The organism is Alicyclobacillus fodiniaquatilis, from assembly GCF_042678105.1.
Classification (GTDB): domain Bacteria; phylum Bacillota; class Bacilli; order Alicyclobacillales; family Alicyclobacillaceae; genus Alicyclobacillus; species Alicyclobacillus fodiniaquatilis.
In genome coordinates this window covers 78321-102697 of the sequence record NZ_JBHUCX010000035.1, presented here as the reverse complement: position 1 = coordinate 102697, position 24377 = coordinate 78321, and the positions used below count along the sequence as shown (strand labels likewise).

Below are 24377 nucleotides of genomic sequence, written 5' to 3'. Positions count from 1 at the left end.
ATCACCTCAAATAGGCGCCTATGTACTTTTACTATACCAAAGTTATGGATGAGATTAGTTGATCTGAGCAAAGGAGAGAGGTTTGTTGAAGTCACTTCACGCTTTGACTCTTATTGCAAGGGTTTTAATGATAACTAGCGTCCTTAGTGGATGTTCCTCCCATGCAAAGAATGTTCAACATGCAGCCATCAATATAAACGATAACTTTTCCCCAAGTACCGTGAATAAAATGGTGAACTTTGTATTAGCACATCAAGTATTGTTTCCAGCTTATATTCCAGTCGGAGGCTTAGGTGCGAAGGACTATTCGATTAAATCGATGACATCGCAACCCTCTTTTACTCTGTTTTCAAATATCAAATCCGCTTGGATGATCATTAGTGAATATTCAAGTACCACCGATGAACCAATCAAATCATTGTCTTGGACGCCAGACAAAATAAAGACAACTGGTATGAAATATTGGATACACCATGTTGCGAAAAACATTACTGATTATTATTTCATAAAGGGCTCAACAGTAATAATGGTTCAGAATAATGCAAAAGGTTCACCTGCATTCCCAACTCATTTGGTAAATTTCTTGAAGCCCTTATACACATTCACCAGTTCCAATTAATCGGAAGAAACAATTGTAAGATTTGCTGGGGCTAATCAGCCGATTGTCCTTCCCAACGATGACCCGACACTTGCCAGGTGATGTCTCCAATGGTATTCAGATAAGTGCCCTGCTGAACTGGAAAGTAGGCCAAACTCCGCGTCCATAAATTGCTGAACATGATTACGGATTTCCGCTACTGTGCCGTAGGATGTCGTTATTCAAGTACGGCTGTATCATTCGAAAACACAAAAGTTATGTCAGATCGTATTGAGGGATATATCCTGATAATGGTAAGCGGGCGAGTGACCGTTAAGGCATTTTACGTCGTACGAACCCTTTGATCCCACAATGATTAAGTGCGGATGCCCTTGTACTCTGAAGCCATTGCATTAAACAGAGGCTGAATCTGTGAGGGTTTTATAAACGTGTTTGGAAGATACGATTTGAGGCTTAGCAGTTCATGATAAGCTTGTGCATCTGATGCGTTCCGAAGTTGATCAAGGAAGGTCAAAGCCGCATTTGTATTGTACCCATATTCACGATAAAGCGACTCAGATGCCTGGTACGAGGAGAATGCCATCTGCACAGAAAGGTTGCCAGGTTGATAATGTTCGTTCGGATCTCCCTTTTTGGTAAATTCGATGATGTAGGAATCAAGAGCCATAGAAAGGTAGTATGGAACCATTGCCATGTCGTTATAATTCGATGAACGCTGTGCAAAATGACGAATAACAACATAGGCATTAGTACACAAGGACAATACGCACACCACAATGAGTCCTCGCAAACCGTTGCGATTCAAACAAACGCCCCCTTTCCATATCCATATTCGTCAATATTTTTAGAATGCTGCTCAAGGGTACAGTAACAGTACCAAATCATTACTGTATATTTATGTATCGGAGGGTGCGAGTCCTTCTCAGACATTCGCGCCCTTTAGCTGAAGAAGACGGTTCTCATCATCACTTCGTTCGCAACGCAAACAATGGCAAGACAACAATCGCAAAAGCCGTTACTAAAAACGCCATCTCTACCCAAAGATCGCGGGCAAGAAGGAACAAAATAACTACCAGGATAGTCCAGACTAAGCCAAGCCGGAGATCCCATCTGCCTGCAAGCTTCTCGGTTCTTAGCCTCCATGCAGGGTCGCTCAAACCTCTTTGTGTACGGATGCCAACCGATGGATGTAGAGCGTCGTTTTTGATCAGCACGTACCCGACTAGGAGACAGATAAGGGATCGGAACAGGCTAAATCAAAAATCAGCAATCCATAAATCATATTCAGAGGCATCTCGACACGTCGCATACCACATTTAAGAAAATGATAAATCCCACCCAGACGTCTAATGTGGCCTGATTACCTAGCTTAAGTCCCATAACAATTGCAAAAATACACCAGGTTGTAATTCCCCACCCTAGTACACCTCGAACTAAAATAAATCGTGACATCCCGCTCGCACGAAGCTTTTTCCATTGTTCCTTCGGATTTCACGCTGGATAAAGTCTTCTCAAAGCAATCCTTCTTTCATATGTGCCTATAATTACAACGAGATGTCTTTGCCAGTATGATTCGATTGTAGCACTACTCCAAATTTTGATAACCAAGTTAATCAGGAATGCTGCTCCGTTAGCCCAACACCTCTGGCGCTAGGGCCATGTCTAATAACAAATGTTACGTCTCTTTCTTCTAACGCCCATTACCAACGCACTATATCCCAAAGGATTCCCCCAGCTAAAAACACGAGGGTCATGATTGCAGAAACCCGCACCCATGGTCGGATGCGTCGTGGAAAATCCGAAAGTGTACGATTTTGCTGATGTCCCACTATGATATCACTATGCTTAATAACATCATTGAACGGTTCTCGCTGATCAACGAAAGGCGCATCAGGCTGCATTTCTGTCAGCGTTTTATCTTCGTAAGGATTGAAAGCGTTGTCTAGACTGACGGTGATTTGCGTATCGCTCTTTTCGTGCTTCAAAGACGTCACCCCATTCACAACATTGTATTCAACATCTGTTGGTACAATCCTCCAATTAATATGCCGTTAGCTTATCATTAGCGACAATATAACTTTGCGGAAAGATGCGATGTGCCTTCTCTACAAGGGATCTCTAAATAAAACATAGGCGTATTGTGCTTCCTAAGATAGAGCAAAAGACCAAGGAGAAATTTCCTCGGTCTTTGTTTGCCGTGCGCTCCTTTGTATTAGGGCAAATAATCGGTGTTTCGTCACCTTTCTGAAGTAGTGGCACGTCTACTATCGGAATTATCTACGAACATGTATTTTATTTTAGGTACGCTTGTTTAACCCGTTTTTTCTTACTGAAGAACTTTCCTCAAGCCATCTTTGAGCAAATAGGCTAAATCGGCTTGATATTTCCAACTGACTTTCCGCAGTTGTGTAATCGGAATCTGTCACATTCTCAGCCCAATGCAGTAGGCAACCTTCTTCCGTTCCTAGAAGCTGCCGTTTCAAATCCGCGTATGTGACTGGAATAGTGCCTGTTCGAATAGCAACAAGATTTCTCAAAGCCCATTTAAGCATGTATTTGGTATTTAACTCCTTCAGAAGCCTTAGCTTTCGCTCATTGGTTTCCCAATGATAATACTCCCGCGATCTCGCATATAACCCCATTGTACTGGCAACATCAGCAAGGTTCTGCGCATATCTCTCCTTGGTGGGAGAAGGAAACGGGTTTGTGCCTAAGAGAACGACGTGACAGTCAGACATCATTGCCATCAATTCTGTCGGTGCGGCTGCGATTTCGGGTAAATCAACAACATTAGCACACCCCATGTTTACCTCTTGCCAAACTTTTTGTAATGCACCAGAAATTTGTTCATCAATTTTGTCGATGACAACCATTAAGTCTACATCACTCACAGGTGGGTTAGCTTCTCCGCGTGCCCAACTGCCACACAAATGAACACTAATCAAACGATCCCTTAGATACTTTTGTAAGGTTTGAATGAAACGGTTGCAGTATTTATCCAGTTCTGCTTGAGTTGTCGGATATGGTGGTTCCCCCTCGACCCGAATACCCATATATAATCCCTCCCTAACTATAAGGCGCACTAAAGGTACAAAAGGTTCGCACCACTTTTGTACACCAGAAGATATTTACCTTTTTTGGACTTTCAATGTGAAAGTGTTTTTACTGTCTGTTCGTTTTGGAGATCAACAGCGGGTTGCGCGTGAGTGATCTTTTGCGGGTGCACATCAAGGATGTTCTCAAGTAAGAGAGGGAAAGTGCCGGATCGAATCACGATTCGAGAGAAAAAACGGGAAAAGCGAAGATTTTTCCGATCAGCAACTATTCCAGGAAAGCCATTGAGGAGTACCTAGAAAAGCGAGCTGCATATTTACGTTTTGATCCGCTTTTAGCCTCTTGGAAAAATACAGAAGGTACAAGCTTGGAAAGCCCTAGATAGGGCCGCTAAAGCGGTGGGGATAAAGGACCGCATTGGGAACACATACACTGCGCAAAACATTTGCGTATCAGGCCATCAAACAGGGTAAGGACGTTACGCGACATTGGAATCACTCAGGATCAGATAGACGAAGTGTATTTGACTTTAAACCGATGATGTATATTTATCAGAAGCGCCGTAAAACCCCTTGCTTTATGGATTATCGGACAGAAGTCTGCAATAGCGACTCTGCAAGGAAATCTGAGAGACGCGATTGCATCTATTCATTGTTGCGAACGGCACAAGTCTGGGAGGAGCAAGTAAACTGGTTTGCGATCTATATGCTTTTTGCGTCACTTTTTACCAAATACTCTTCGATTACGCATAATACTTCCTGTTTTTGGTTATATCTCCGAAATGCGTGATCTCCATGAGGAATTACACAATTCTTATATTTTTTTGTACACGTCGTCGCAAAACTGCTTAATTATGCTTGGTGGTACTAGTCGGTCTGCAGCTCCGTTTATAACAAGAGGGTAGATGTCGGGCCGACCATAGAGTGACTCGGGGCGAGGCTGGCGCCAATCCAGAATTGATTCTACAGATAGACGATTTCCCAAGTAATCGACATATCGAGTTTCACGCGTAGCCTTTGACAATAACCCGTTCACAACGTCTGCACTATTAAGGACTGGACTCAAGAGAACTAGTCGTTTTACAGAGTAAGGGATTTGACTCGCCGCGATACTTGCTACATAACCCCCGGTGCTGAATCCAATGACATACAATTGTTCTCTGTCAAACCGTACGTCGTGTACAACATTTTCAATGATGGCAATGGTTTGACAGATCTGTCCAGTCAGGGTCACGTCCTCAGTTGGACCGTCGCTATCTCCGCCACCTAAGAAATCATACCTAATGCTTGCAATGCCTAAGCCCGCTAAACGACGAGAGAGTTCTGTAAATAGACGGTGTGGACCAACTTTGGTGCCGTCCATTCCTGGTAAAATAACTGCAATAGGCAAGGGGAGTTGCTTGTTGTTTTCTGGCATATGTTCGATTCCGCGCAAAATTTTTCCCGATAAATCCAACTCTACGTACCGTTGCATGAGTACCTCCCAATCCGGGCTTATGTTCTGTTGCACTAGCATACAGCAATGCCGCCAATCTTAACAATTTGTACGTGCATCAATGGATCTTTTTTTATCTAAATATGTTATCTTTCTGTATTGCAGTATATTGACACTAGCTTAAAGGGGAATGTAGGGTGATCCAATCATCGAAAACTCGCAAAAGAAAAAGAATTGTAACGAGTTCTACTGCCGTAATGTTGGTGCTTGGCGTTTTGGCTGTATCTGAAGTGACAGGAATTCCAAAAGCTCAGGCAAGTACTTTTTCCCCCAACACAATCGAGAGCGCGACGGTTTCCGGCAACCAAATGACCTTGGGAATTGGTGGAGAAGCGATTGGCGGTCAACCCAGCGATTTTACGGTCACTGTTAATGGAGAATCAGACCCAGTCACCAGTGAAGACACGAGTTCGAGTGATTCCATTACACTTGGAATTCTGAATCCGGTCTCCTATGGAGACACAGTTTACGTCTCTTATTCGGGCAACGATCTGGAAGATTTCCAAGATGGTGAATATTACGCACCATTTCCTAATTTTGAGGTTACTAACGACACTCCAGCTCCAGCGAGTGCACCGACAGTTACTGGAGTGAGCCCATCAAGTGGTCCCACGACAGGTGGAACTTCAGTGACGATCACGGGGACAGGCTTTACGGGAGCAACCGTGGTTGATTTTGGAAGCACACCTGCGTCGAGTTACAAAGTGAACTCGGATACGTCGATTACGGCAACAGCACCTGCCGGAACAACAGGCTCAACAGACGTGACGGTGACAACACCGGGCGGAACGAGCGCAACGAGTGCAAACGATCAGTTTACCTACGTTTCTCCACCAGTAGTTATGACAAACGGTAGTACTGTAACGTACGACGGGACTAGTGTATTCATTGCTCCTACTTTGACTACTTCCGACCCCGACAGTTCTACTTTGGCCGGAGCTACCATTTCAATCACTTCAGGTTTTCAAAGTTACGATATGCTGAATTTTGTGAATACAGGTAAAATTACAGGCAGTTATAACCTGTCAACAGGAGTTCTAACACTTAGTGGTACAGATTCACTGGCAAATTATCAGACTGCACTTAGAAGTATATCGTTTTCAACCGGGTCAACCAATACATCGACGAGAACCATTTCTTTTAAGGTTAGTGATGGGAGCAATTCCAGTAATAGCACCTCGACAAATGTGGTTATACAAGGGGCACCGACGGTTACTGGAGTGAGTCCATCAAGTGGTCCCACGACAGGTGGAACTTCAGTGACGATCACGGGGACAGGCTTTACGGGAGCAACCGTTGTTGATTTTGGAAGCACACCTGCATCGAGTTGCAAAGTGAACTCGGATACGTCGATTACGGCAACAGCACCTGCTGGAACAACAGGTGCAACAGACGTGACGGTGACAACACCGAGCGGAACGAGCGCAACGAGTGTGAATGATCAGTTTAACTATGTTGCGGTAGGAGGAGGCCCCGTTCCACCGTTCATTAACACAGTGTCCTTTATGGAAGATGCCAAAGTTGGCACACCGTATTCGGCTCAATTGGTAACTTCGGGTGGCACACAACCGTTTCGATGGAGCATCGCAAGCGGTTCTCTTCCGAATGGCCTGACGCTGAACGCTCAAGGACAGATCACCGGAACACCTACCGGCCTGGGTGGTCAGTACACGTTCACCGTGAAAGTCACCGATTCAAACAATTTCAGCGAGACTCGGCAACTGACGCTGACGGTGGATGGGCCGACTTCATTACCGTCGATCACGACGACGAGTCTCACACCGGATACGGTTGGACAACCGTATAACCAAACGCTTGATGCAACAGGAGGAACATCCCCCTATACATGGAGTGTGACACAGGGAACTTTGCCATCGGGGCTGGCCCTTGATGCCCAAACGGGAGAGATCACAGGCACCCCGACAGCGAGTGGTGTGTCAACAATCACGGTACAATCAAAGGATGCTAACGGAATGACCGCCACACAGACATTCCAAATTGACGTGACGAAGCCGAACGAACGTGAGATCGTGTGGAACGGACAGATTCAGAATGTACCAGCTATTGTAGGTAATAATGGCGGAATGCAGACGACCTACATGCCCATCTGGTATGTGATGCAACTGCTGAAGTCGATGGGGATCGAAAACACATGGAACGGTCACCATTGGAACATGACCACATCGATGACGCCAGACCTGTCAAACATCCAAGCTGGCGCTGGAAACACGAGCATCTACTTGAATGGAACACTGGTACAACAAGTGGATACAGAGACACAGATTGACCCATCAACCAATAGGCCTACGACGTACATGCCGATATGGTATGTGGAGCGGGTACTCAATCGTGTCGGGCTACAAAGCACATGGAACGGCACGACGTGGGCAGTTACTCTGCAAAATAGCTAAACCGATACTACCACCAGGTCTCGTGAAAAATGCGAGACCTGCAATTTTTGTGGGAATATATGGATCGATCTTGGTGCGCATAAGGGCGCATATGTCTTAGAAGGAATTGGATACATCGATACATAAATATACAATATTGGTTTAGAACTGTTGCTGGACTATCGGACAGGCCTATAAGGATCCTCTCAAAATAGCTGGTATGATCCCTTAGTTAGATAAATTTACGGTGTCTGTCGAATTTGACGTCTTCTGTTCGTCTTCCTAGATAGAGGCGCGAATCCAACTGGCCTCGATGGAAAGGAGAGTTGATAATGAAATACCTCTGTTTGGGTTATTACAATCAGGAGAAAATGGACGCCCACCCCAAAGCTGAAGTAGATGAGATCATGAGCGGGTGTCAACCCCACATGGACAAATTGTACAACACCGGACAGGTAAAGATGGATGCTGGCGTCATCGGCGAGGTCACGTGTCTACAACGTTCGAACGGGAAGGTAGTCGTTACCGATGGTCCCTTCATGGAGACAAAGGAGATGATCGGCAGCGCGCTGATTGTCGAAGCGGAGAACCTGGAGGAAGCCATAGAGGTGGCCAAGTTGCACCCGAGCCTGCATCTGGCTGAAGCCGATCAGTTTGGGTGGCGCATGGAGATTCGTCCTATTCACTACTATCAGAAAAGCGAATGATGAGAAGCAATGACACCCTTTGCTCCTTATCGAATGGTGGATGCCGTTTGGAGAATTGAGTCAGCAAAGCTGATGGCGGTCCTCACCAGGTTCGTGCGTGATATTGGTCTGGCGGAAGATTTGGCACAAAATGTGCTTGTTATCGCCTTGAAGAAGTGGCCAGAGACGGGTGTATCCGACGATCCGGATGCATGGCTGTTGACGACGGCGAAGCGTCGGGCCATTGACTTGATCCGTCGGAATCAACTGCTTGATCGTAAGTACGAAGAGATCGGTCGGAACCTGAAGGGTTATCACGAAGTCTCTAGTAAGGAAGCCATACTCAGGAAATCCATGAGTTTCTCTGCTCGCTTTGGCTGGTCTCGCCAGTTGGAGATTAACCAGACATACAATTCTGGATGAATGTTTGCCATTACACCACTAAACCCCGCAGCGCCGAGCTTGAGAGAATCCAACAGCGTAGCGGAATTGACATTGAATAGCTTGAGATTGGTTGCATGGACGGCGCTGATTTTTGCTTTAATACTGTCAATATTGCAACTGGTGTCCTTTAGAAACACAAAGTCTTTATACGCTGCGCACCATTTCAATCGTTCCGCACTCATCTGCTTTGGTCTATAATTTAAGTGATTTCTCGTTCGAAATGTTTGCTCAATTCCCTATGTTCATTAACTGTAACAAATTTATCTTATGTCACGGTACTATATAAGTTGAACGAATCAACTTCAGGGCTAAAGCCGAACACTGAGACGATCGCGACATATGGGATCATTTTAGGGTCGTCGAGTTTCAATCCCAACAAGTTTATCTTTCCTATTTGTGTGAGCCCGTTTCAGGGGCGAATTAAAAGCTGGAGATGCACGGTTTTACGCGGCTTCATTGCTTACGATAAGACCATGTAACCTACTGAGCGAAAAATAAACACAGTTGATTAGGAGGAGTTCTCATTGAGTCAAATGAAACGATACGCACAGATTGGCACAGGGGGACGGGCAGAGTTCTACTACGGAGCACTAGCTCGTGATTTTCGGGATACTTCGGAATTGGTAGCATTCTGTGACTTGAATCAAACCCGCATGGATTACTCCAATGCGTTGTTGGTGAATAAATACAATTATCATGCTATCCCTACGTATAAAGCTGATAAATTCGATGAAATGATTCAAAATGAAAAGCCCGACATTGTTATTGTTACGAGCATGGACCGGACGCATCATAAGTATATCATTCGTGCGATGGAACTAGGCTGCGACGTCATCAGTGAGAAGCCGATGACGATTGACGAAAACAAATGCCAGGAGATACTGGACGCCATTAAGCGCACGGGTCGAAATCTGCGCGTGACCTTCAACTATCGCTACGCCCCACACAACACCAAAATCAGGGAACTCATCATGAATGACATCATCGGCCAAGTAAATTCTGTTCACTTCGAGTGGTTGCTCAATACTCAACATGGTGCTGACTACTTCAGACGGTGGCATCGAGATAAGCGCAATAGTGGGGGACTTCTCGTTCATAAATCCACGCACCATTTTGACTTGATGAACTTTTGGCTTGGCAGCCATCCGAAGACCGTATTCGCCATGGGGGATTTGATGTTCTATGGACGTGAGAATGCGGAAAAACGGGGGATAACCGAGTTTTATCAGAGGGCACATGGCAGCGAGATCGCCAAAAATGATCCATTTGCCATCCACTTGGAAGATAATCCACACTTGAAGAAACTCTATCTCGATGCAGAACACGAGGATGGGTACCAGAGAGACCAAAGCGTATTCGGTGATGGAATCAGCGCCGAGGATACCATGGCTGTCATGGTCCGTTACCTGAACCGCACGATGATGACCTATTCCCTAAATGCCTATTTGCCTTGGGAAGGCTACAATGTGGTGTTCAATGGCACCAAGGGACGTTTGGAAGTGAAAGTTGTGGAACAGTCCTACGTCAATTCTGGGGGCGACAAGGCGAATGAAGGCGCTGTAAAAGGCATTTATATCTGGGTTTATCCGCAGTTTGGCACGCCTTACCGCGTTGAACTTGAACAGGCAAAAGGCGGGCACGGTGGTGGCGATCCGGTTCTTCTAAACGATTTGTTCGGAACCCCAGTACCCGATCCGTTTCATCGTGCCGCATCACATGTCGATGGAGCGATGTCAATCCTCACGGGTATCGCAGCAAACATTGCAATACGCACAGGTCAACCTGTGGATGTAGCAAAATTGGTCCAGTTTTAATGCATGGTTTGATGAGAAGGGGAACCGCGGTGACAACGGTTTGTCGCTCGGAAACAGCGAGTGGTTTTCAGTCGATCATCAATTATACGTCAATCCAGAGTGGAATGGACAAGGGATTGGGTCGTCTATGATTCAATTGGCAAAAGAAAGATATTCGAACGGGCTTCAGCTTTGGACGAATGGCGAAAGCCCCACAAGTCTGTGCCGTGATTCCTGAATAATCACACAGTTGCAGGTCACTCAATGTTCTTGTACAAGTGGCAATTTAGTTCCATAAGACGCGTTCTCGCCGTGTTCCTAAGGCGTTGAGGAAGACCGTACAACGTACGAATAATCCGAATTTAAAAGGAGATCATGATGAGTCCTTTGGCATCAAACACACGTGGTGATTGGATTCGAATCGCGTCATCCATGGTTGAAGATATTGCCCAAACAGAGCCGGTCTTGGCAGCATTTTTATTTGGCTCCGTGGCATGGAACGATGCAGACGCGGCCAGCGATCTTGACCTGATGATTCTGGTAGACCGCGAACCCCCTTTTCGGGAGGTCACGCGGATAGCCATCGACAAAAACTTGGATAGTAGAGTCAGGGTGCGTCCCGAGTTTGCGGATGTTGACAAGGTGTCGAAGATCTGGTTTTTCGAACAAGTGCGCGCTGGGGCTTGGGTGGAACGTCTGGTGCACTGTGTCATCTTGCGCGACCGTGACGGTACTTTGGCGGCCTTGCGTGATGATGCGGCGGCCAATTTCGGCGAATCGAACTATCGTTTCCAGCGATTCTCCAAGCTTGAGTCGTTGACAGCGGAGTATTTGGCCGAAAGTGCAGCCGCCTACCGTGATGGCGACGAGCCTCGGGCCGCGCTCGCCAACAGAATGGCGCTGGAAACCGCAGCCCTGGCGCTGATTGGAGCTGCAGGCGAGCGATTTTCTAGTACGCACTTTATTGAGACGGTAGGTAAGGTGTTACGGGGACTCGGAGAAACGGAAACCGACAGCACCTTTGTGGCAGCTCTAACGACGGCGTCGGTCGACATGGTGACCGTACCAGCCCCCTTCGATGAATGGATGTCAAGAAAGGTCTTGCCTCGACCAATCTTTGACGGGATCACTGGCTACTATACGCTGGCCGAAGCACTAAAAACCGAAATGATGCGCCCCACTCGTTCCCAGCGTCTCTCGGCTACCGACCAAGCATGGGCGGCCTTCACTTATGCTACTAGCACCTACCATGAGATGGCTGACAAAGTCGACAAGATGCTCGCGGCGGAGCGCGTGGAAGCGTTGCAATTCTATTTACAATCTCAAATTTTGGGTCCGGCTCGCATCAATTTCGGCAAGCTGTATGCGCTCGATATGTTTGGCAGCGTGCGGAGGTTGACACCGCTCGAGTTCTTTGCGGGGATTCGTTCCGACACTGCCCTCTCCGAGGCTTGGGTCAAGGGGATTGGCTTGAACACACTACACGGTAAAGAAATTCCGGCATTGGCCCGCCATTTCTTGCAATTGGGTCAGGTCGTTCTCGGGGAGCCGATCAATCTGGAGCGCGACCGTTCGGAGCGTAATGGGGCTTCCTATTTTGGAGACGACACCTAATCCGTCGAGTCCCGATAGCCAGGGCGACGATTTAACGTTCGATCACGCTTTCGGGCCAGCCCATATGGGATTTGGCCCAGAGTATGAGTGAACACTTACTGAAGCGTTTTACAGTATTGATTGTCCTTTTGGGGAGTGGGCTTCGTTACAGCAGACCGAGTTCTTTTGCTTTCAAGGCTGCCTGTGTCCGATCACGTACACCTAGCTTGCCGAGGATGTTACTGACGTGGTTCTTGACGGTACCTCCTGCAATGTAGAGCGCCTCACTGATCTCGCGATTGGATGCCCCGCTCGCCAGCATGGCCAGGATCTCCCGTTCCCGTTCAGTTAACGCACCCTTGCTCTCGTCAATGAGTGTAGGGGCGGCAGGTGCCTTCAATGTAGACTCGGTGGTTGAAGAAGAAAAAGAGGCAATGACCTTGCTTGCGACGTTTGGATGTAGGAGGACCTGACCTTGTGCAACCACCCGAATGGTCGTGGAGAGCTGCTCAGCCGTGATATCTTTAAGTACATAACCCAGTGCCCCAGCTTGCAGACCAGCCTGGATCAGTTCTCGATCGTCAAAGGTCGTCAGGATAACAATGCGAATTTCGGGCCAGCGCTCTTTAAAGGCAAGCGTCGCCGCAATGCCATCCATACGCGGCATGCGTACATCCATCAGCACAACATCGGGGGCTGTCTGCTGATTTTGGAGTAGTTCGACGGTGGCCAGCGCTTCCTCTCCGTCCCCTGCCATACCAACCACCTCTAAATGCGGCTCCAGCTCGATCAGTTTGCGAAAGCCCTCCCGTAGCAGCTCCTGGTCATCTACAATGACAACGCGGATACGCTCTCCCATGGTTAGACCTACCTCCTCGTTTTACGTGCCCTCATGGCAATGACATCAGTTTGTGACCGAGTCTTTCGTGGGAGGACCACTTCTATACGCCAGCCGTTCTTGGGTTCAGGACCAGCCCGCAGTGTCCCATCAAGGAGTGCGACCCGTTCACCCATGCCCAGCAATCCGAAGCCAGACGGTCCGTGCTCATTTACGGATGGGCAACCTCGTCCGTTATCTAGCACGGTCAGTTCCACCTGGTCCTTCTGTCCACCGCTCGTCGTGAGACGTAGCAGTACCTTCGTTGCTTTCGCATGTTTTCGAATATTTGTCAGCGCCTCCTGCGCGCAGCGGTACAGCGTCAAGCTCACTTCTGGATGCAAAGGGTGTGTTGCCTCGTCCATATCTAGCGTGATTGTCGTTTGAGGACAGGTCGTTTCAAATTCCATCACCAGCCCACGCAATTGCTCTTGCAACGGACTCGCGGAGGCCTCTTCGGGGCGGAGCGCCTCGACGGAATGACGGACTTCTGTCAGACAGTCTTTTGCCACACGTCGTGCCGCCAGCAATTCTTCGTGCAGACGGGGATCACCGCGCATTTCGAGCTGCATTGCTGTTTCGAGCTGGACTGCTAGCAAAGTCAGTGCGTGGCCAAGCGTATCGTGAATATCACGGGCAATCCGATTGCGCTCACGGATGATCGAGAGTTCTTCAATTTGAGCGCTATATTCCTGCAGTTGTGTATGGGCCACCATGAGTCTGTTGACGGTCGCCGTCAATCCACAGTTGCAGCTAAAGGAGACCAGGATGATTACCTGGGCGCCGGGATCCAACTGCCTGGTTATAAGGATAAACGCGATGCTTGTACTCAGCCAAAGAATACCTGACGTGAGTAGACCAAGTAGTCGTGGTTTAGCTGACGTGGTCACACAAGCGGTCATGGTCGGCAGGATGGGTAGCCAGTACACATTGTTGCTCGTAGTGGGGATGAATAGCGCTGCGCAAGCCAGACAGGATAAGGCAAGTACCCATGAGGGATGGGCGCGGTTTTTACCAGTGTGATAAATCAAGAGCCAGGCACCATAGAGCCCCGTAAGCAGAAGAAAGTTAACCAGCGTGTGTCGTTCCAAAAAGAGACCGAACAGGTATCCAACTCCGCCAACACAATAGGGGGCCACACGAATTAACCATACTAATGACAGTGGCCGCGTATCGATAATCTGTTCTTGCTTTCCTGTCATTGTATACCCACCGACCTTGAGAAATGCACTTGTTTTTCCGTAGTATAGCTCACTTGTCTTCCCATGCAACAGTGTTGGGAGTCATGGGTGTGGCCTACAAGACCTATGACCTGAGCCATAGGTCTTGTAGGCCAGAAATAGGCCAGCGATCCGTGACAGGTGGCACAAGCTTTGGGCGGAGCGTGCCAGCTATACTTCAATACGTCGCAGACAGCAAACTGCCGCAGGGGAGAGGACATCGGTCATATCTCCATCGTGTCCAGTTCGCTGAATCAACACCGAGCGATGTCGAGATTGAAAAGAAAGGACGATATCATGAACACTCAAATTTTAGACGAAAGACAGCTGAATCATCCTCGTAGTCGGATGGCGTTCCACAGAGTAAAGGTGTTCGCCCTATGCTATCTTGGCACCAGTGTGCTTACCTTCGTGGCCATTATTTTGTTGCGTAATAACACTGCAATCGTGACCCCTGCGGTCTGGATCCGCGGAACGATTGTTGTCGCCAGTGCGTGTCTAACGACCTTCTTTGCCTACCAGATGGCTCGTGGCCGCAGTCGTGCGTATCTACGGCTGCGTCTCGTTTCCGCGATCATGTTGGTGGCCGTTGTGGTGATCGTCGCGCTTCCAGGCACCTTTCCGCTGTGGATGAAGATCGAACAGGGTATCTGCGGGTTGTTCCTGCTCGGCATCGTCGTGGTCGTCAACAAAAAGTGCCTGAGATCAGCCTTCGCCAACAGGTAACGCACTCATTTTCAAAGGAGGGCTCCTCTGTTGAAGAGATTGAATTATCTGGATAATCTGCGTGTCGACGCCAAGTGGATGCGAGCAATCGGGCATTTCCAAATGGGAAAATACTATTTGTGACGGCCATCATCTTTGGCCTCATCGCATTTGCAGTGCGTCTAAAGTACCCGACCGGCACGGGGCCACTGGAACTTCAGCTTGGCTACTTTCCACTCTATATTCTCATGATGATCATGGGGGGTTGTGGCGTTTCGAAATCACTGGCTTGAACAGATCCCTTTTCAACTCACAAGGATTTGGAAGTGGATTGCGATACTCTCCATTCCGGTGTTTGTCGTACTGCTCGGTCTATCTGAAACCTGTCCCGGAGTTTGTGAAGTTCCTGATTGTTGCACCGTTGAGTGTCGCCACAAGCTTCATGGTGGCATACTTGATTTGCAAGATTCCATATGCCCAAAAAGTACTGTGAAACTTGGGCATTCGCCATTTTCTCTTTGCCCTCCCGGGATAAACGTCCAGGAACAAACGCCGTGCTGTGCGTATCGTATAGGCAGATACTGATACGCGGGAGGCAAAATGGATGGCGACATACACATTTTCAAAGGAGACGCTGCGGGTACATGTGGGCAGATGGGTAGAGTGCCACTCCGTCTATGGACTGCACCACGGGATTTTGCACAGGGCGCTTCATGACGGCGTGATCATCACAAATGCGACAAGTCTCGCCAGCGGGCAAAAAACGAGGGGAGATGAATTTACGGACGGAAGCTATCGGCCGCAAACGGATGATGCGGACATTCAATCCGCTCAGTTCTTCCCCTACCCTGGCATGTTCATTCCCTACGGCGGCATCTACGGATTTCGACCCTTGCCGTTCGGCTTTGTGATTTGAAAAATAGCAATGAATGACGAGAGAAGAGGCGCCTTGTTTCTCTCGTCATCTGCGCGATTGTTTGTGGACAGGCGTTTCACCGCGACGCTCACTCTGACGTTCTCGGTGTCGTGTTCACAATCTGCTGCAAGACGTCTACGTAATTCCTGAACGCTTTTCGCCCGACTTCTGTAATGGAAAGCCACGTCCTTGGTCGTTTGCCCACGTATCCTTTAATCACTTCTACGTATCCTGCTGTTTCAAGTACACTTAGGTGTTTTGACAAAAGTGAGTCACTGACCTCCAGTTCCTCGCGTAAAAACCGAAAATCAACCCGTTCTGCGGGGGCCAGTGCCGCCATGATGGACAGCCGGACTGGTACATGAATCACTTCGTCCAATTGGTGGCGAAGATGTGTTCTTGGAACGTTCATGCGCGCCACACCCGCCAAGTGCCGTAGCAGCACGGCAATACTGGCAATGTCCCCAAGATGATGACCAAAGCGGACAGATGCGTCGGATCCGCTATCATGCGAAACATGACATTCACCAGCACCAATCCACAAAACACCCAGGTGACAGGATATTCGAGATGCTGCTGTGCCCGACTAATCACTTGTTGCTGTAAAGCGTAGACCAACGCGACAAACCCTAGGATAGGAAAGCCGATGGTCACGACATACTCCTGCCAACCGTGTGTGATGGGTGGGGCAAATACGCCAAATACGGCGGTTGAAAATCCGACAATCAACCACAGCCATCCAGCCCATCGACTTTCGGTTCGCACCTTGTGTTCAAGTCGCCGAATCTCATTGAGCGCCTGCTTGGGGTCTATGTTCTCTTCTGTTCGATCCAATATTGCACCCTCCCTCAACAACATGAATGATGTCATGTATTTTACTCTCGTTCAAGTGAAATGCAATCGTGCATACGCCTTTTCCCATAATGATGAATATAAAGCAAAGAGGTCATTCACATATCGTGTTGAATGATGTTAACATAGGCAAAACCTCGGCAGTGAGCAAATATCGAATGAGGTTGGCAGTGACATTGTGGCGTGATCGCCATGATGTGTATGGTCATGGCAGAATGATTTTGAGCGGGACGCTGTTTTATACATTCACATCTTTGTAAATCTATCATCAAGGGCATATTCGCCTGGAGAGTGAGGTGCAGCGCAATGAACCGTCTTATTTTCGCGCTTTTTTCGTCGCTTGTCACCGTGTGCGCGTTGGCTGGCTGTGCGCCTTCCTCGCCTTCCGTGCCATCTAACCACTCGTCTGGCAAGCAGACCAATCATGCGACTGGACAGACACAGGAAAATACATCGGGCGGATCGAACAAAAGCGATGTGACCAATTCGTCTGCGCCTGCTGGCGGGGGCAATTCAACAACGGCCAATCAAACGACAAATCATTCAGGGGGTACAGGGACTCCGCAGACAAATGGGCTTCAGTTTGCAGATTACATCGTGACGGCGATGAATGCGGTCAAGCAGGGGACGAAGATGCCTGCGCTGTTCGCGCCTACCGAGCCTACATTTCAGCCAAACGCCCAATTCGTGGGAGTCAAAGCGTACGCATCTGATTGGGATTACAGCATCAGCCTGTTTTCCACATCGACCGCCGTGCCTTTGAATGATGCGAGCCTTGACCAATTGCCCGCATCTGCAGCTATCGGCACGTTTGGCGCCACTTATTATTCCAGCAATGCAAAGGCGCAAAGTGATTTTAATACAGAGTTCTCGGTCAAAAAGATTCAAAGCGCGGGGACCGTGAATGGCTTCATGAAGCAATATAGAACCGGCAAAGAATACGATATGGGCAGTCCGTCGAACTACCAACTGCCGCAGGATGTCATTGAGTGGCAGGAGGGCGATTGGACGATTGATGTGTTTGGCGCGCCTTCGCTCGATCTCAACAATACAGCAAAGCAACTGGATGATTTCCTAAAGACCAACGCGCTACCGCCGACAGAAGGACACATTTTGGTGGATCCCAATCTGACGGGCAATCCTGTCACACAAATCGGCTGGGTGTTTGGCAATACATTTTACGTGTGTGACGCTTCCTCAATGATGAATGCGTTGCAGATGGCCGTCTCGATGCGGGAATATGATAGTTACAAAGTGACGCCGTAGTGCGAAAGGGGAAAGCTACACTCAGCTCAGGCTGAAGACTGATTTCAGATGAGTGCGAAAGGCGTATGATGAAATCAAAATTAAGTACCTCCCGAAAAGAGAGGGTCAAATCTATGCAAATACCCGGCTATTATATGACGAGGCCAGCCCAAAATGATGAAAACACTGCCGATTTTGAGCGGATCTACTATGACATGATGGCGCAAGACGGCGCGGCGGAAATCAATTACACACTGACGGCGCCGAAGTGGCAGTTTCTTTGTTATCTAGCAGAAAAGAAAAACCTCTTGCTACACGGATCCGCGAACGCGGCAATTGCGGAATTTGAACCACGCCAGTCGAATGATGTCGATGAATTTGGCAACCGTTGTGCGATTTATGCGGCATCTGACGGCTTATGGCCGATGTATTTTGCCATTGTCAACCGGGATGTTGTCACTTCACTGGTCAATGCTTGTTTTCATGTGCGTTCAGGGGACGGGCACGCTGCGGAAACATATTACTATTTCTCGGTGAACCAAGCGGCATTCGCACAAGGTCCTTGGCAGAATGGGATGATTTATCTTCTTCCACGCGATACGTTTGAACAACAAATTATGGAGCCATACAATGGTCTAGCGATTGAAAGCACACAGTGGGCCAGCGCAGTTGCAGTCAAACCACTCGCTAAACTGGCTGTTACACCGGATGATTTCCCCTTTTTGGACCAAGTGAACGGTCATGATCCGCAACTGGTCTCGGAGCGCGCTGCGCGCAATCCAGACGGATTCCCTTGGCGGGAATAGCGCCGGATAGACAGGATTAGGTGTGTAAAACGAAAAACCGTCCTTTGGCAGGACGGCTTTAGAATGATACAAATTCTCGCTTCATCTATATCTACATCAGGCTCCTCATGGAGCGTTTCTACTCCATCACTTTATGACTAAAGTGCATTTTTACGCTCTCAATGGTATCGCCAGCAATAAAGATTTTTGCATCTGGCGTGGTGAATCGGATCACGCGGTTTTCACCGTCAAATTCGGTATCGCCGAGGTGAATCTCATATGTATCCCCGGCGTCCGTCGTAATGATGAGTTCGCCCCATTGCTTCAATTGTTCATGCACTTCCTCCATTTTCATCATACCAATCACCTCGTGTACTTTTTTATTTCACAACAAGAACGTGGGTTGATGCTTCTTGTACAACTTTTTGGCTTACACTACTACTGAGTAGTTTCTCTAGCAGGCCTTTGTCTTTGTTTCCGACGACAATTAAGTCGATTTTTTCATGCTCTGCATACTGACTGATTTCATGTGCGGGGTCTCCCCATTTTAAAACCAGCTTCGGTTCAACGCCTACTGTAAATAATCGTTTGCGGGCTTGCTCCAGAATCTGATACCCTTCTTGTTCTAGGTCCGCTTGAACGTCGCTTGAATTGACTACATACCCTGTTCCCACGCCGAGACTGTTGACAGGACGGAGAACGTGGAAAAGCGTAATGACACGGTTTTTATTTTCCTCACACATTTGGAAAACCTCGTGCATAATGACATCCATCGTCTCTGCATCGTCAACCGGTACAAGTATACGTCTATACATATTCTCTCCTCCCAACTATCTAGAATCGAGATGGTGTACGACAAAAACCCCGCAGGTGTTCCTGCGGGGGAGCGGAGTTGGCTGGGGTGAAGGGCAAATATACGCCTCTCTTAAAGCTGACGAAGTTAGCTGTCGGATTCGGGATAAGAGATTCCCTACCAGTCAAAGACTGGATTCACCCCAATGGAATGGTTCCTCCGCTTCCTTTCGGAACTAAGCTTATGCGTTATAAAGTTTTACGGCACTGCGGAAAAGTCTAGTGTATCAGCATCTCAATGTTGATCAACGATTCAATCTTTGTGTGTTTTCTTTTGCGGCATTGAGCGCCTGTATGACGAACAGGGTGTAAACGGTACCGATACAAGCCGTTGCGACGATGAATCCAACCATTCATCAGTCCACCTCCTGCGCCGTTTTGCGCGGAGGGGCGTAATATTTCGATAAACGCTTGCCATTTGACGGAAAATACCGCTCTGCACGATTGGCGCGACGTAACTTGGTGTCCGCGTCATAGAGAAGTTGCGCATCTACCGACTCGCTTCCATGATACAAATCGATCCATTCTTGCGTTTGCATATATCCGTCTCCTTTCAAATTCGCCTACGAGGTTAGCTGACGGGTTCGGGCTGAAAGGATGCCCTACATGGTTGCGCCATGATTCACCCCACAAGTGGTTCCCCCGTTTCCGATGTGGAATTTGGCGGTTATGCTATAAGATTCGATAGACGAAATAGATTGCTGGGGGTAATTATGAAATTTTTTAGTCAAATTTTGTTGGATCCCCTCAAACCACACAGGTGCCAATAACTTAAGGACTGGATTGCGTTGCATCACGATGTCCGAGAATACCGTTTGTTATTCGCCACGATTTCATTAGATGCTTGCTCACCAACTGGCACAAAATCTCCAACAGATAACCAATCGATCACAATTGTTAAACCTCACAGTACAAGCAAACCAGACTGGATGTCGAAAGTTACTTCTAGAGATATCGAGCGCATCATAATCGGAAGTTCGAATGGCAGCAAATCATTGATCAATCGATCCAATAGAAAGGAAGGAAAACTATATCAACAAGTTCCTCACAATCATTGTGAAATTAAAAGACGGGAAAAGTTTAAGTTTGATTCCGATATTGGTAGAAATACAGAGCGATGATGCGTTGGTACCAGGGCGAAGTTTTGAAGTGAAGCTTACAAATCTCCATACCATCTATTTAAGTGCCCCGGGATGGATGCAGATTATATTTTATCTATGTTTTTTCAGTATGAGGTGCACTGATTTTTAGTAAACACTAATTACCCCAAATCTGTGAGTACCGTTCTCGATAAAGAAAGGTTTCCCAGTTGTAGCACGTGGCAATACACCGCGAACATTTCCTCGGGTTACAGTACTCAAGGGCCATAAGAAATCCTAGCATGGAAATAAGATGAAGAGTGCTGATGTGTTGACCACAAAGATATGACATACGGTGGAGCGATTCTCGGAGGGGATAGAATTGGTAGAGATGTTATTGTTCTTTGTATCGTCCAACATAAAGGTCGCAATCAATTGCAAAAAACAGTCGGTAAGTGAAGCTTATAACTGATTAATCGTTTGTCTCATATATCGTAAAGAAAAGCACTAATACATGCTTTAATGAGTGTCCAAGTTAATATAAGATTCCATTTGTTGAGACACTTCGAGTGGAGAAGGTCCTCGATTTATTCTCTCTTTATTTATCTAATTATTCATAAAAACATGGACGGAGGAGTAATGTTGAAGAGCCCAAAAATGTCAGTGTATGCATGTAGCTTTGTGGCAATGGGAGCCATTGTTGGATTGAGCGCGTGTGGAACTAGTTCTTCTGGAAATTCGTCTAAACAGTCTTCGAATGTAACCTCTTCTAAAACGGTTACATCCAATTCAGGAGCTAAGACAACCCTCACAGTTTTGACATGGGGAAATGACGCTACTACCAACTATCTGTCCCAAACTCTAAAAACACTTAATCCCAAATTGGCTAAGCAGTATACTTTTAAGCCGATTCTTGCAGCTAATGACGACACAGTGTCTAAATACAAACTAGAACTATCTTCTGGGCAAACCGTGCCTGATATCATTCAGATCAATGCCACAGATTTACCTGCTATGTGGAACACGAAGACTATAACCAATTTAACATCCACCATTAAGCCTTATGAGAGTGACATGTTTACCGCTACAAAATTGCTCGTTTCATTCAAAGGTCAGGATTGGGGATTCCCTTATCAAATCAAGACAAAATTATGGTACTACCGCACTGATATGTTTAAGAATGCCGGGATAAACGTAAACAATGTACACACGCTCGGGCAGTTTATCCAGGCAGGAAAGAAGTTACAAAAAAAATATCCAAATAGCTATATTTGGAATCTTGGTGATCCTGTTGCTAGCTACGATCTCGGCATGATTCTTACAGGAAATGGCGGAGAATTCACGAATAGCACTGGAAAATTTGTAATCAACACCAATCCTGGCGTTAAAAATGCGTTCGTTGCACTCAAGCAGCTGTATGACTCGGGCGTTGTGGCCGACACTCCAGATTTCACTGCTGCATGGACCAAAGATTTAGCGAAAGGTACCATTGCTTCAACGTTGAGCGCAAGCTGGTTGGAAGATATGTTGCCATCATATGCACCTAAGTTAGCTGGCAATTGGGGAGTTGCCCAATGGCCAGTTATCGCTGGATCAGTTGGAGGTAGCGAAGCCGGCGGATCAGTTTTCGTAATCCCTCAAAATGCCCCTGATAAAGCTGCGGCTATTAAAGTTCTCAGCCAAATGCTTTTAACGAAGACGGGCAATATCGCGTTCTATAAGGCTATGGGTCAATCGACGTTTGTGAAATCTGCTCAGTCTGCTGTGGAGAAGACTCCGAATGCCTATTATGGTGCGAATTTTGCGAAACAATACAACATGTCTCTTAAAAGCTTTAAGGAGATGCAATATGATCCACGATATACCAATGAGTTAACGATTGTAAATCAATACCTTCAGCTTTACCTGAGTGGCAAGGATACCTTGCAACAAGCACTCAATGGAGCTCAGACAACTGCATCAGCTCAAATCCAAAATCCTTGGACTCAATGACTTTAACAAATTTTTAGGTGAGCGATTCATTTGTCACCATTTGAAAGGAGATTGCATCATGAGCACTAGGATTGGGGGGAAAGTGGTTCCTTATCTATTCATTGCTCCTTTTATCATATCTTTTATCGTCTTTTTCCTATACCCAGGAATCAATTCATTGGTACTGAGTCTGTATAATTATCCAGGTTACGGGCACGCAGTGTGGGTAGGGCTCCATAACTATTCTGCAGCACTAACTGATCCGTTTTTTTGGGTCGCGTTTAGAAATACGATTTTTTACTGGGTTGCACATGCGGTTCCTGTTATAGTCATCTCTTTTTTGCTGGCGCTTGGAATTCATTCGCAACTAGTCAAATGGAAATCTGTGATAAAACCTTTAGTCTTTTTTCCTCAAGTCGTTCCGACTATCGCTGCGGCTTTGGTTTTCCAGTTCATTTTCTCGTCTGGCATATTTGCGAGGAGTGGAGGCGGTAGCGTCCTATCAAATCCCGATTTTGCTCGATGGGCAGTTGTTATTTTTACGGGCTGGGGTAGCATCGGGTGGTTTACCATTGTTTTTCTTGCCGGTCTTACAACGGTGAGTGAGGAACTGTATGAGGCAGCAGCTATTGATGGCGCATCCAGCTGGAATCGTATGTTTCGGATTACTATACCACTAATGCGTCCGATATTTTCCTTTGCTTTTGTGATGGATGGTATCAGCTCTATTCAATCCTACACAGGGCCAAACGTGTTGCTTGCAGGGTCTGGGCAAGCCCCTGCCGATGCGATGCCACTTTTGAATTTGGTACAGTCAAACATCACTGGCGGGAGTTTTGGCTTAGCAAGTGCGTTTGGATGGCTCACCTTTCTTATCATTGCCATCATATCTGTTCTTCAACTTATATTGTTTAGGGGGAATGATCAATGACCCGAAGCATTCGCGCACAAAAATGGGGGATTTACGGATGTTTATGGGTCATGGTGGTAATTTCACTGTATCCGGTGGTCGTAATGTTAATGGGATCAGTAAAGACGTATGGGGAGCTAACCAGTAATCCACTTGGATGGCCACTCCACCCGACCCTTAAAAATTTCACTGCCTTATTCCACTACAACGGAGGTTTGATAGTTCGCACTTATATTAATGGAATAGTGATCGCTGTGGTATCAACCACGCTAACAGTATTTGTATCAGCTATGGCTGGATACGCTTTTGCGAAATATAAATTCAAGGGAAGTAAGATACTGTTTACGGCATTACTTGTCACTATGATGGTGCCACAACAGTTGGAATTGCCATCCTTATATTTATTGTTCGCAAAGTTGCATTGGTTGAACACGTTTCAAGTGCAGATTGTTCCCATAATCGCCAGTGTATTCACCATGTTTATGATTCGACAGTTCATGTTCAACATTCCGGATTCACTGATTGAAGCTAGCCGGTTGGACGGAGCCGGACACTGGTATACCTTTACGCGAATTATTCTACCAATTTCTAGACCCGTTCTTGGAGCGATGTTCATTCTTACTTTTCTTTCAGTATGGAATAGTTATCTGTGGCCGCTCACGATGGTGGATTCCCCAACAAAAATGCCTATTATGGTCATTTTACCGACGCTAAATTCAAGTGCGAATCAGTTTTTTATCGAGTGGCCAACGGTGATGGCGGGATGTGTTATTGTAACTGTTCCGCTGATGCTTGTATTCCTTATTTTCCAGAAGCAGTTCATGAACAGCGTAACCATTGGTGCTGTAAAGGAGTAATCATGAATAGCTAAACACCTGCAGTATGATTTTTCTCGAAAAACGGAGGACATCTT

26 protein-coding genes and 2 riboswitches are annotated in these 24377 nt (G+C 47.1%); of the genes, 14 read left to right on the top strand and 12 right to left on the bottom strand.

Annotated features, from left to right (window positions below; all coding sequences use genetic code 11):
• The first annotated feature begins 85 nt into the window (after window positions 1-85).
• On the top strand, window positions 86-619 hold the full coding sequence (locus ACFSB2_RS13745) for a hypothetical protein (protein WP_377943640.1): 534 nt from the start codon (window positions 86-88) through the stop codon (window positions 617-619).
• A gap of 334 nt (window positions 620-953) precedes the next feature.
• Here the strand turns inward: ACFSB2_RS13745 and ACFSB2_RS13740 are convergent, their stop codons facing one another.
• The 4 genes from ACFSB2_RS13740 to ACFSB2_RS13725 form a co-directional block, all read right to left on the bottom strand.
• Complete coding sequence (locus ACFSB2_RS13740; RefSeq protein ID WP_377943639.1) at window positions 954-1403, bottom strand: hypothetical protein; 450 nt, start codon at window positions 1401-1403, stop codon at window positions 954-956.
• A gap of 895 nt (window positions 1404-2298) precedes the next feature.
• Window positions 2299-2583 carry a hypothetical protein gene (locus ACFSB2_RS13735; RefSeq protein WP_377943638.1) on the bottom strand — a complete coding sequence of 95 codons (285 nt, stop codon included), beginning with the start codon at window positions 2581-2583 and terminating at the stop codon, window positions 2299-2301.
• 312 nt (window positions 2584-2895) lie between these two features.
• Window positions 2896-3651 carry a nucleotidyltransferase domain-containing protein gene (locus ACFSB2_RS13730; RefSeq protein WP_377943637.1) on the bottom strand — a complete coding sequence of 252 codons (756 nt, stop codon included), beginning with the start codon at window positions 3649-3651 and terminating at the stop codon, window positions 2896-2898.
• A gap of 814 nt (window positions 3652-4465) precedes the next feature.
• The gene (locus ACFSB2_RS13725) at window positions 4466-5125 is read right to left on the bottom strand and encodes an alpha/beta hydrolase (protein WP_377943636.1); all 660 of its coding nucleotides are present in this window, start codon (window positions 5123-5125) and stop codon (window positions 4466-4468) included.
• Between the two features lie 158 nt (window positions 5126-5283).
• Between ACFSB2_RS13725 and ACFSB2_RS13720 the strand changes: the two genes are divergently transcribed.
• From ACFSB2_RS13720 to ACFSB2_RS13710, 3 genes are all read left to right on the top strand, one after another.
• Entirely contained in the window at window positions 5284-7557 is a 2274-nt protein-coding gene (locus tag ACFSB2_RS13720) for a putative Ig domain-containing protein (RefSeq protein WP_377943635.1), read from the top strand.
• A gap of 311 nt (window positions 7558-7868) precedes the next feature.
• A complete protein-coding gene (locus ACFSB2_RS13715; protein WP_377943634.1) occupies window positions 7869-8243 on the top strand; it encodes a YciI family protein in 375 nt (124 codons plus the stop codon).
• Window positions 8244-8252: 9 nt separating this feature from the next.
• Entirely contained in the window at window positions 8253-8645 is a 393-nt protein-coding gene (locus tag ACFSB2_RS13710; protein ID WP_377943633.1) for a sigma factor, read from the top strand.
• On the opposite strand, the gene ACFSB2_RS13705 is transcribed toward ACFSB2_RS13710, so the two are convergent.
• Window positions 8537-8848, bottom strand: a complete 312-nt coding sequence (locus ACFSB2_RS13705) for a dihydrodipicolinate synthase family protein (protein WP_377943632.1) — start codon at window positions 8846-8848, stop codon at window positions 8537-8539. The two genes, ACFSB2_RS13710 and ACFSB2_RS13705, sit on opposite strands and share 109 nt — an antisense overlap.
• Window positions 8849-9199: 351 nt before the next feature.
• Here ACFSB2_RS13705 and ACFSB2_RS13700 point away from each other — a divergent pair, with 351 nt between their 5' ends.
• The gene (locus tag ACFSB2_RS13700; protein ID WP_377943837.1) at window positions 9200-10480 is read left to right on the top strand and encodes a Gfo/Idh/MocA family oxidoreductase; all 1281 of its coding nucleotides are present in this window, start codon (window positions 9200-9202) and stop codon (window positions 10478-10480) included.
• Window positions 10481-10837: 357 nt separating this feature from the next.
• Window positions 10838-12073, top strand: coding sequence for a nucleotidyltransferase domain-containing protein (locus ACFSB2_RS13695; RefSeq protein WP_377943631.1), 1236 nt, complete (start codon window positions 10838-10840; stop codon window positions 12071-12073).
• 145 nt (window positions 12074-12218) lie between these two features.
• Here the strand turns inward: ACFSB2_RS13695 and ACFSB2_RS13690 are convergent, their stop codons facing one another.
• Together ACFSB2_RS13690 and ACFSB2_RS13685 are read right to left on the bottom strand one after the other, a co-directional pair.
• Window positions 12219-12911, bottom strand: a complete 693-nt coding sequence (locus tag ACFSB2_RS13690; RefSeq protein WP_377943630.1) for a response regulator transcription factor — start codon at window positions 12909-12911, stop codon at window positions 12219-12221.
• An 8-nt stretch (window positions 12912-12919) separates the two neighbouring features.
• Window positions 12920-14131 (bottom strand): sensor histidine kinase, encoded by a 1212-nt coding sequence (locus ACFSB2_RS13685; protein ID WP_377943629.1) that lies wholly within the window; start codon window positions 14129-14131, stop codon window positions 12920-12922.
• Window positions 14132-14302: 171 nt separating this feature from the next.
• Between ACFSB2_RS13685 and ACFSB2_RS13680 the strand changes: the two genes are divergently transcribed.
• From ACFSB2_RS13680 to ACFSB2_RS13670, 3 genes are all read left to right on the top strand, one after another.
• The gene (locus tag ACFSB2_RS13680; RefSeq protein ID WP_377943628.1) at window positions 14303-14875 is read left to right on the top strand and encodes a hypothetical protein; all 573 of its coding nucleotides are present in this window, start codon (window positions 14303-14305) and stop codon (window positions 14873-14875) included.
• A 119-nt stretch (window positions 14876-14994) separates the two neighbouring features.
• Complete coding sequence (locus ACFSB2_RS13675; RefSeq protein ID WP_377943627.1) at window positions 14995-15147, top strand: hypothetical protein; 153 nt, start codon at window positions 14995-14997, stop codon at window positions 15145-15147.
• A 311-nt stretch (window positions 15148-15458) separates the two neighbouring features.
• The gene (locus ACFSB2_RS13670) at window positions 15459-15770 is read left to right on the top strand and encodes a hypothetical protein (RefSeq protein WP_377943626.1); all 312 of its coding nucleotides are present in this window, start codon (window positions 15459-15461) and stop codon (window positions 15768-15770) included.
• Window positions 15771-15858: 88 nt separating this feature from the next.
• Here the strand turns inward: ACFSB2_RS13670 and ACFSB2_RS13665 are convergent, their stop codons facing one another.
• Together ACFSB2_RS13665 and ACFSB2_RS13660 are read right to left on the bottom strand one after the other, a co-directional pair.
• The gene (locus ACFSB2_RS13665; RefSeq protein WP_377943625.1) at window positions 15859-16182 is read right to left on the bottom strand and encodes a winged helix-turn-helix domain-containing protein; all 324 of its coding nucleotides are present in this window, start codon (window positions 16180-16182) and stop codon (window positions 15859-15861) included.
• Window positions 16179-16604 (bottom strand): hypothetical protein, encoded by a 426-nt coding sequence (locus ACFSB2_RS13660; protein ID WP_377943624.1) that lies wholly within the window; start codon window positions 16602-16604, stop codon window positions 16179-16181. Before ACFSB2_RS13660 ends, ACFSB2_RS13665 begins: the two co-directional genes overlap by 4 nt.
• 324 nt (window positions 16605-16928) lie before the next feature.
• On the opposite strand from ACFSB2_RS13660, the gene ACFSB2_RS13655 reads away from it, so the two are divergent.
• Together ACFSB2_RS13655 and ACFSB2_RS13650 are read left to right on the top strand one after the other, a co-directional pair.
• Entirely contained in the window at window positions 16929-17888 is a 960-nt protein-coding gene (locus ACFSB2_RS13655) for a hypothetical protein (RefSeq protein WP_377943623.1), read from the top strand.
• Between the two features lie 113 nt (window positions 17889-18001).
• Window positions 18002-18673, top strand: coding sequence for a hypothetical protein (locus tag ACFSB2_RS13650; protein ID WP_377943622.1), 672 nt, complete (start codon window positions 18002-18004; stop codon window positions 18671-18673).
• Between the two features lie 118 nt (window positions 18674-18791).
• On the opposite strand, the gene ACFSB2_RS13645 is transcribed toward ACFSB2_RS13650, so the two are convergent.
• The 3 genes from ACFSB2_RS13645 to ACFSB2_RS13635 form a co-directional block, all read right to left on the bottom strand.
• Window positions 18792-19010, bottom strand: coding sequence for a hypothetical protein (locus ACFSB2_RS13645; protein ID WP_377943621.1), 219 nt, complete (start codon window positions 19008-19010; stop codon window positions 18792-18794).
• Between the two features lie 22 nt (window positions 19011-19032).
• The gene (locus tag ACFSB2_RS13640; RefSeq protein ID WP_377943620.1) at window positions 19033-19467 is read right to left on the bottom strand and encodes a universal stress protein; all 435 of its coding nucleotides are present in this window, start codon (window positions 19465-19467) and stop codon (window positions 19033-19035) included.
• Window positions 19468-19567: 100 nt separating this feature from the next.
• Window positions 19568-19697: riboswitch (cyclic di-AMP (ydaO/yuaA leader) on the bottom strand.
• 163 nt (window positions 19698-19860) lie between these two features.
• Window positions 19861-20043: a hypothetical protein gene (locus ACFSB2_RS13635; protein ID WP_377943619.1), complete on the bottom strand. Its 183-nt coding sequence runs from the start codon at window positions 20041-20043 to the stop codon at window positions 19861-19863.
• A gap of 6 nt (window positions 20044-20049) precedes the next feature.
• Window positions 20050-20180, bottom strand: a riboswitch (cyclic di-AMP (ydaO/yuaA leader).
• A gap of 1045 nt (window positions 20181-21225) precedes the next feature.
• On the opposite strand from ACFSB2_RS13635, the gene ACFSB2_RS13630 reads away from it, so the two are divergent.
• From ACFSB2_RS13630 to ACFSB2_RS13620, 3 genes are read left to right on the top strand one after another with little or no spacing between them, the layout of a single operon-like run.
• Window positions 21226-22575 (top strand): ABC transporter substrate-binding protein, encoded by a 1350-nt coding sequence (locus ACFSB2_RS13630; protein ID WP_377943618.1) that lies wholly within the window; start codon window positions 21226-21228, stop codon window positions 22573-22575.
• A 58-nt stretch (window positions 22576-22633) separates the two neighbouring features.
• Window positions 22634-23485: a carbohydrate ABC transporter permease gene (locus ACFSB2_RS13625; RefSeq protein ID WP_377943617.1), complete on the top strand. Its 852-nt coding sequence runs from the start codon at window positions 22634-22636 to the stop codon at window positions 23483-23485.
• Window positions 23482-24321, top strand: coding sequence for a carbohydrate ABC transporter permease (locus ACFSB2_RS13620; RefSeq protein ID WP_377943616.1), 840 nt, complete (start codon window positions 23482-23484; stop codon window positions 24319-24321). Before ACFSB2_RS13625 ends, ACFSB2_RS13620 begins: the two co-directional genes overlap by 4 nt.
• Window positions 24322-24377 lie beyond the last annotated feature (56 nt).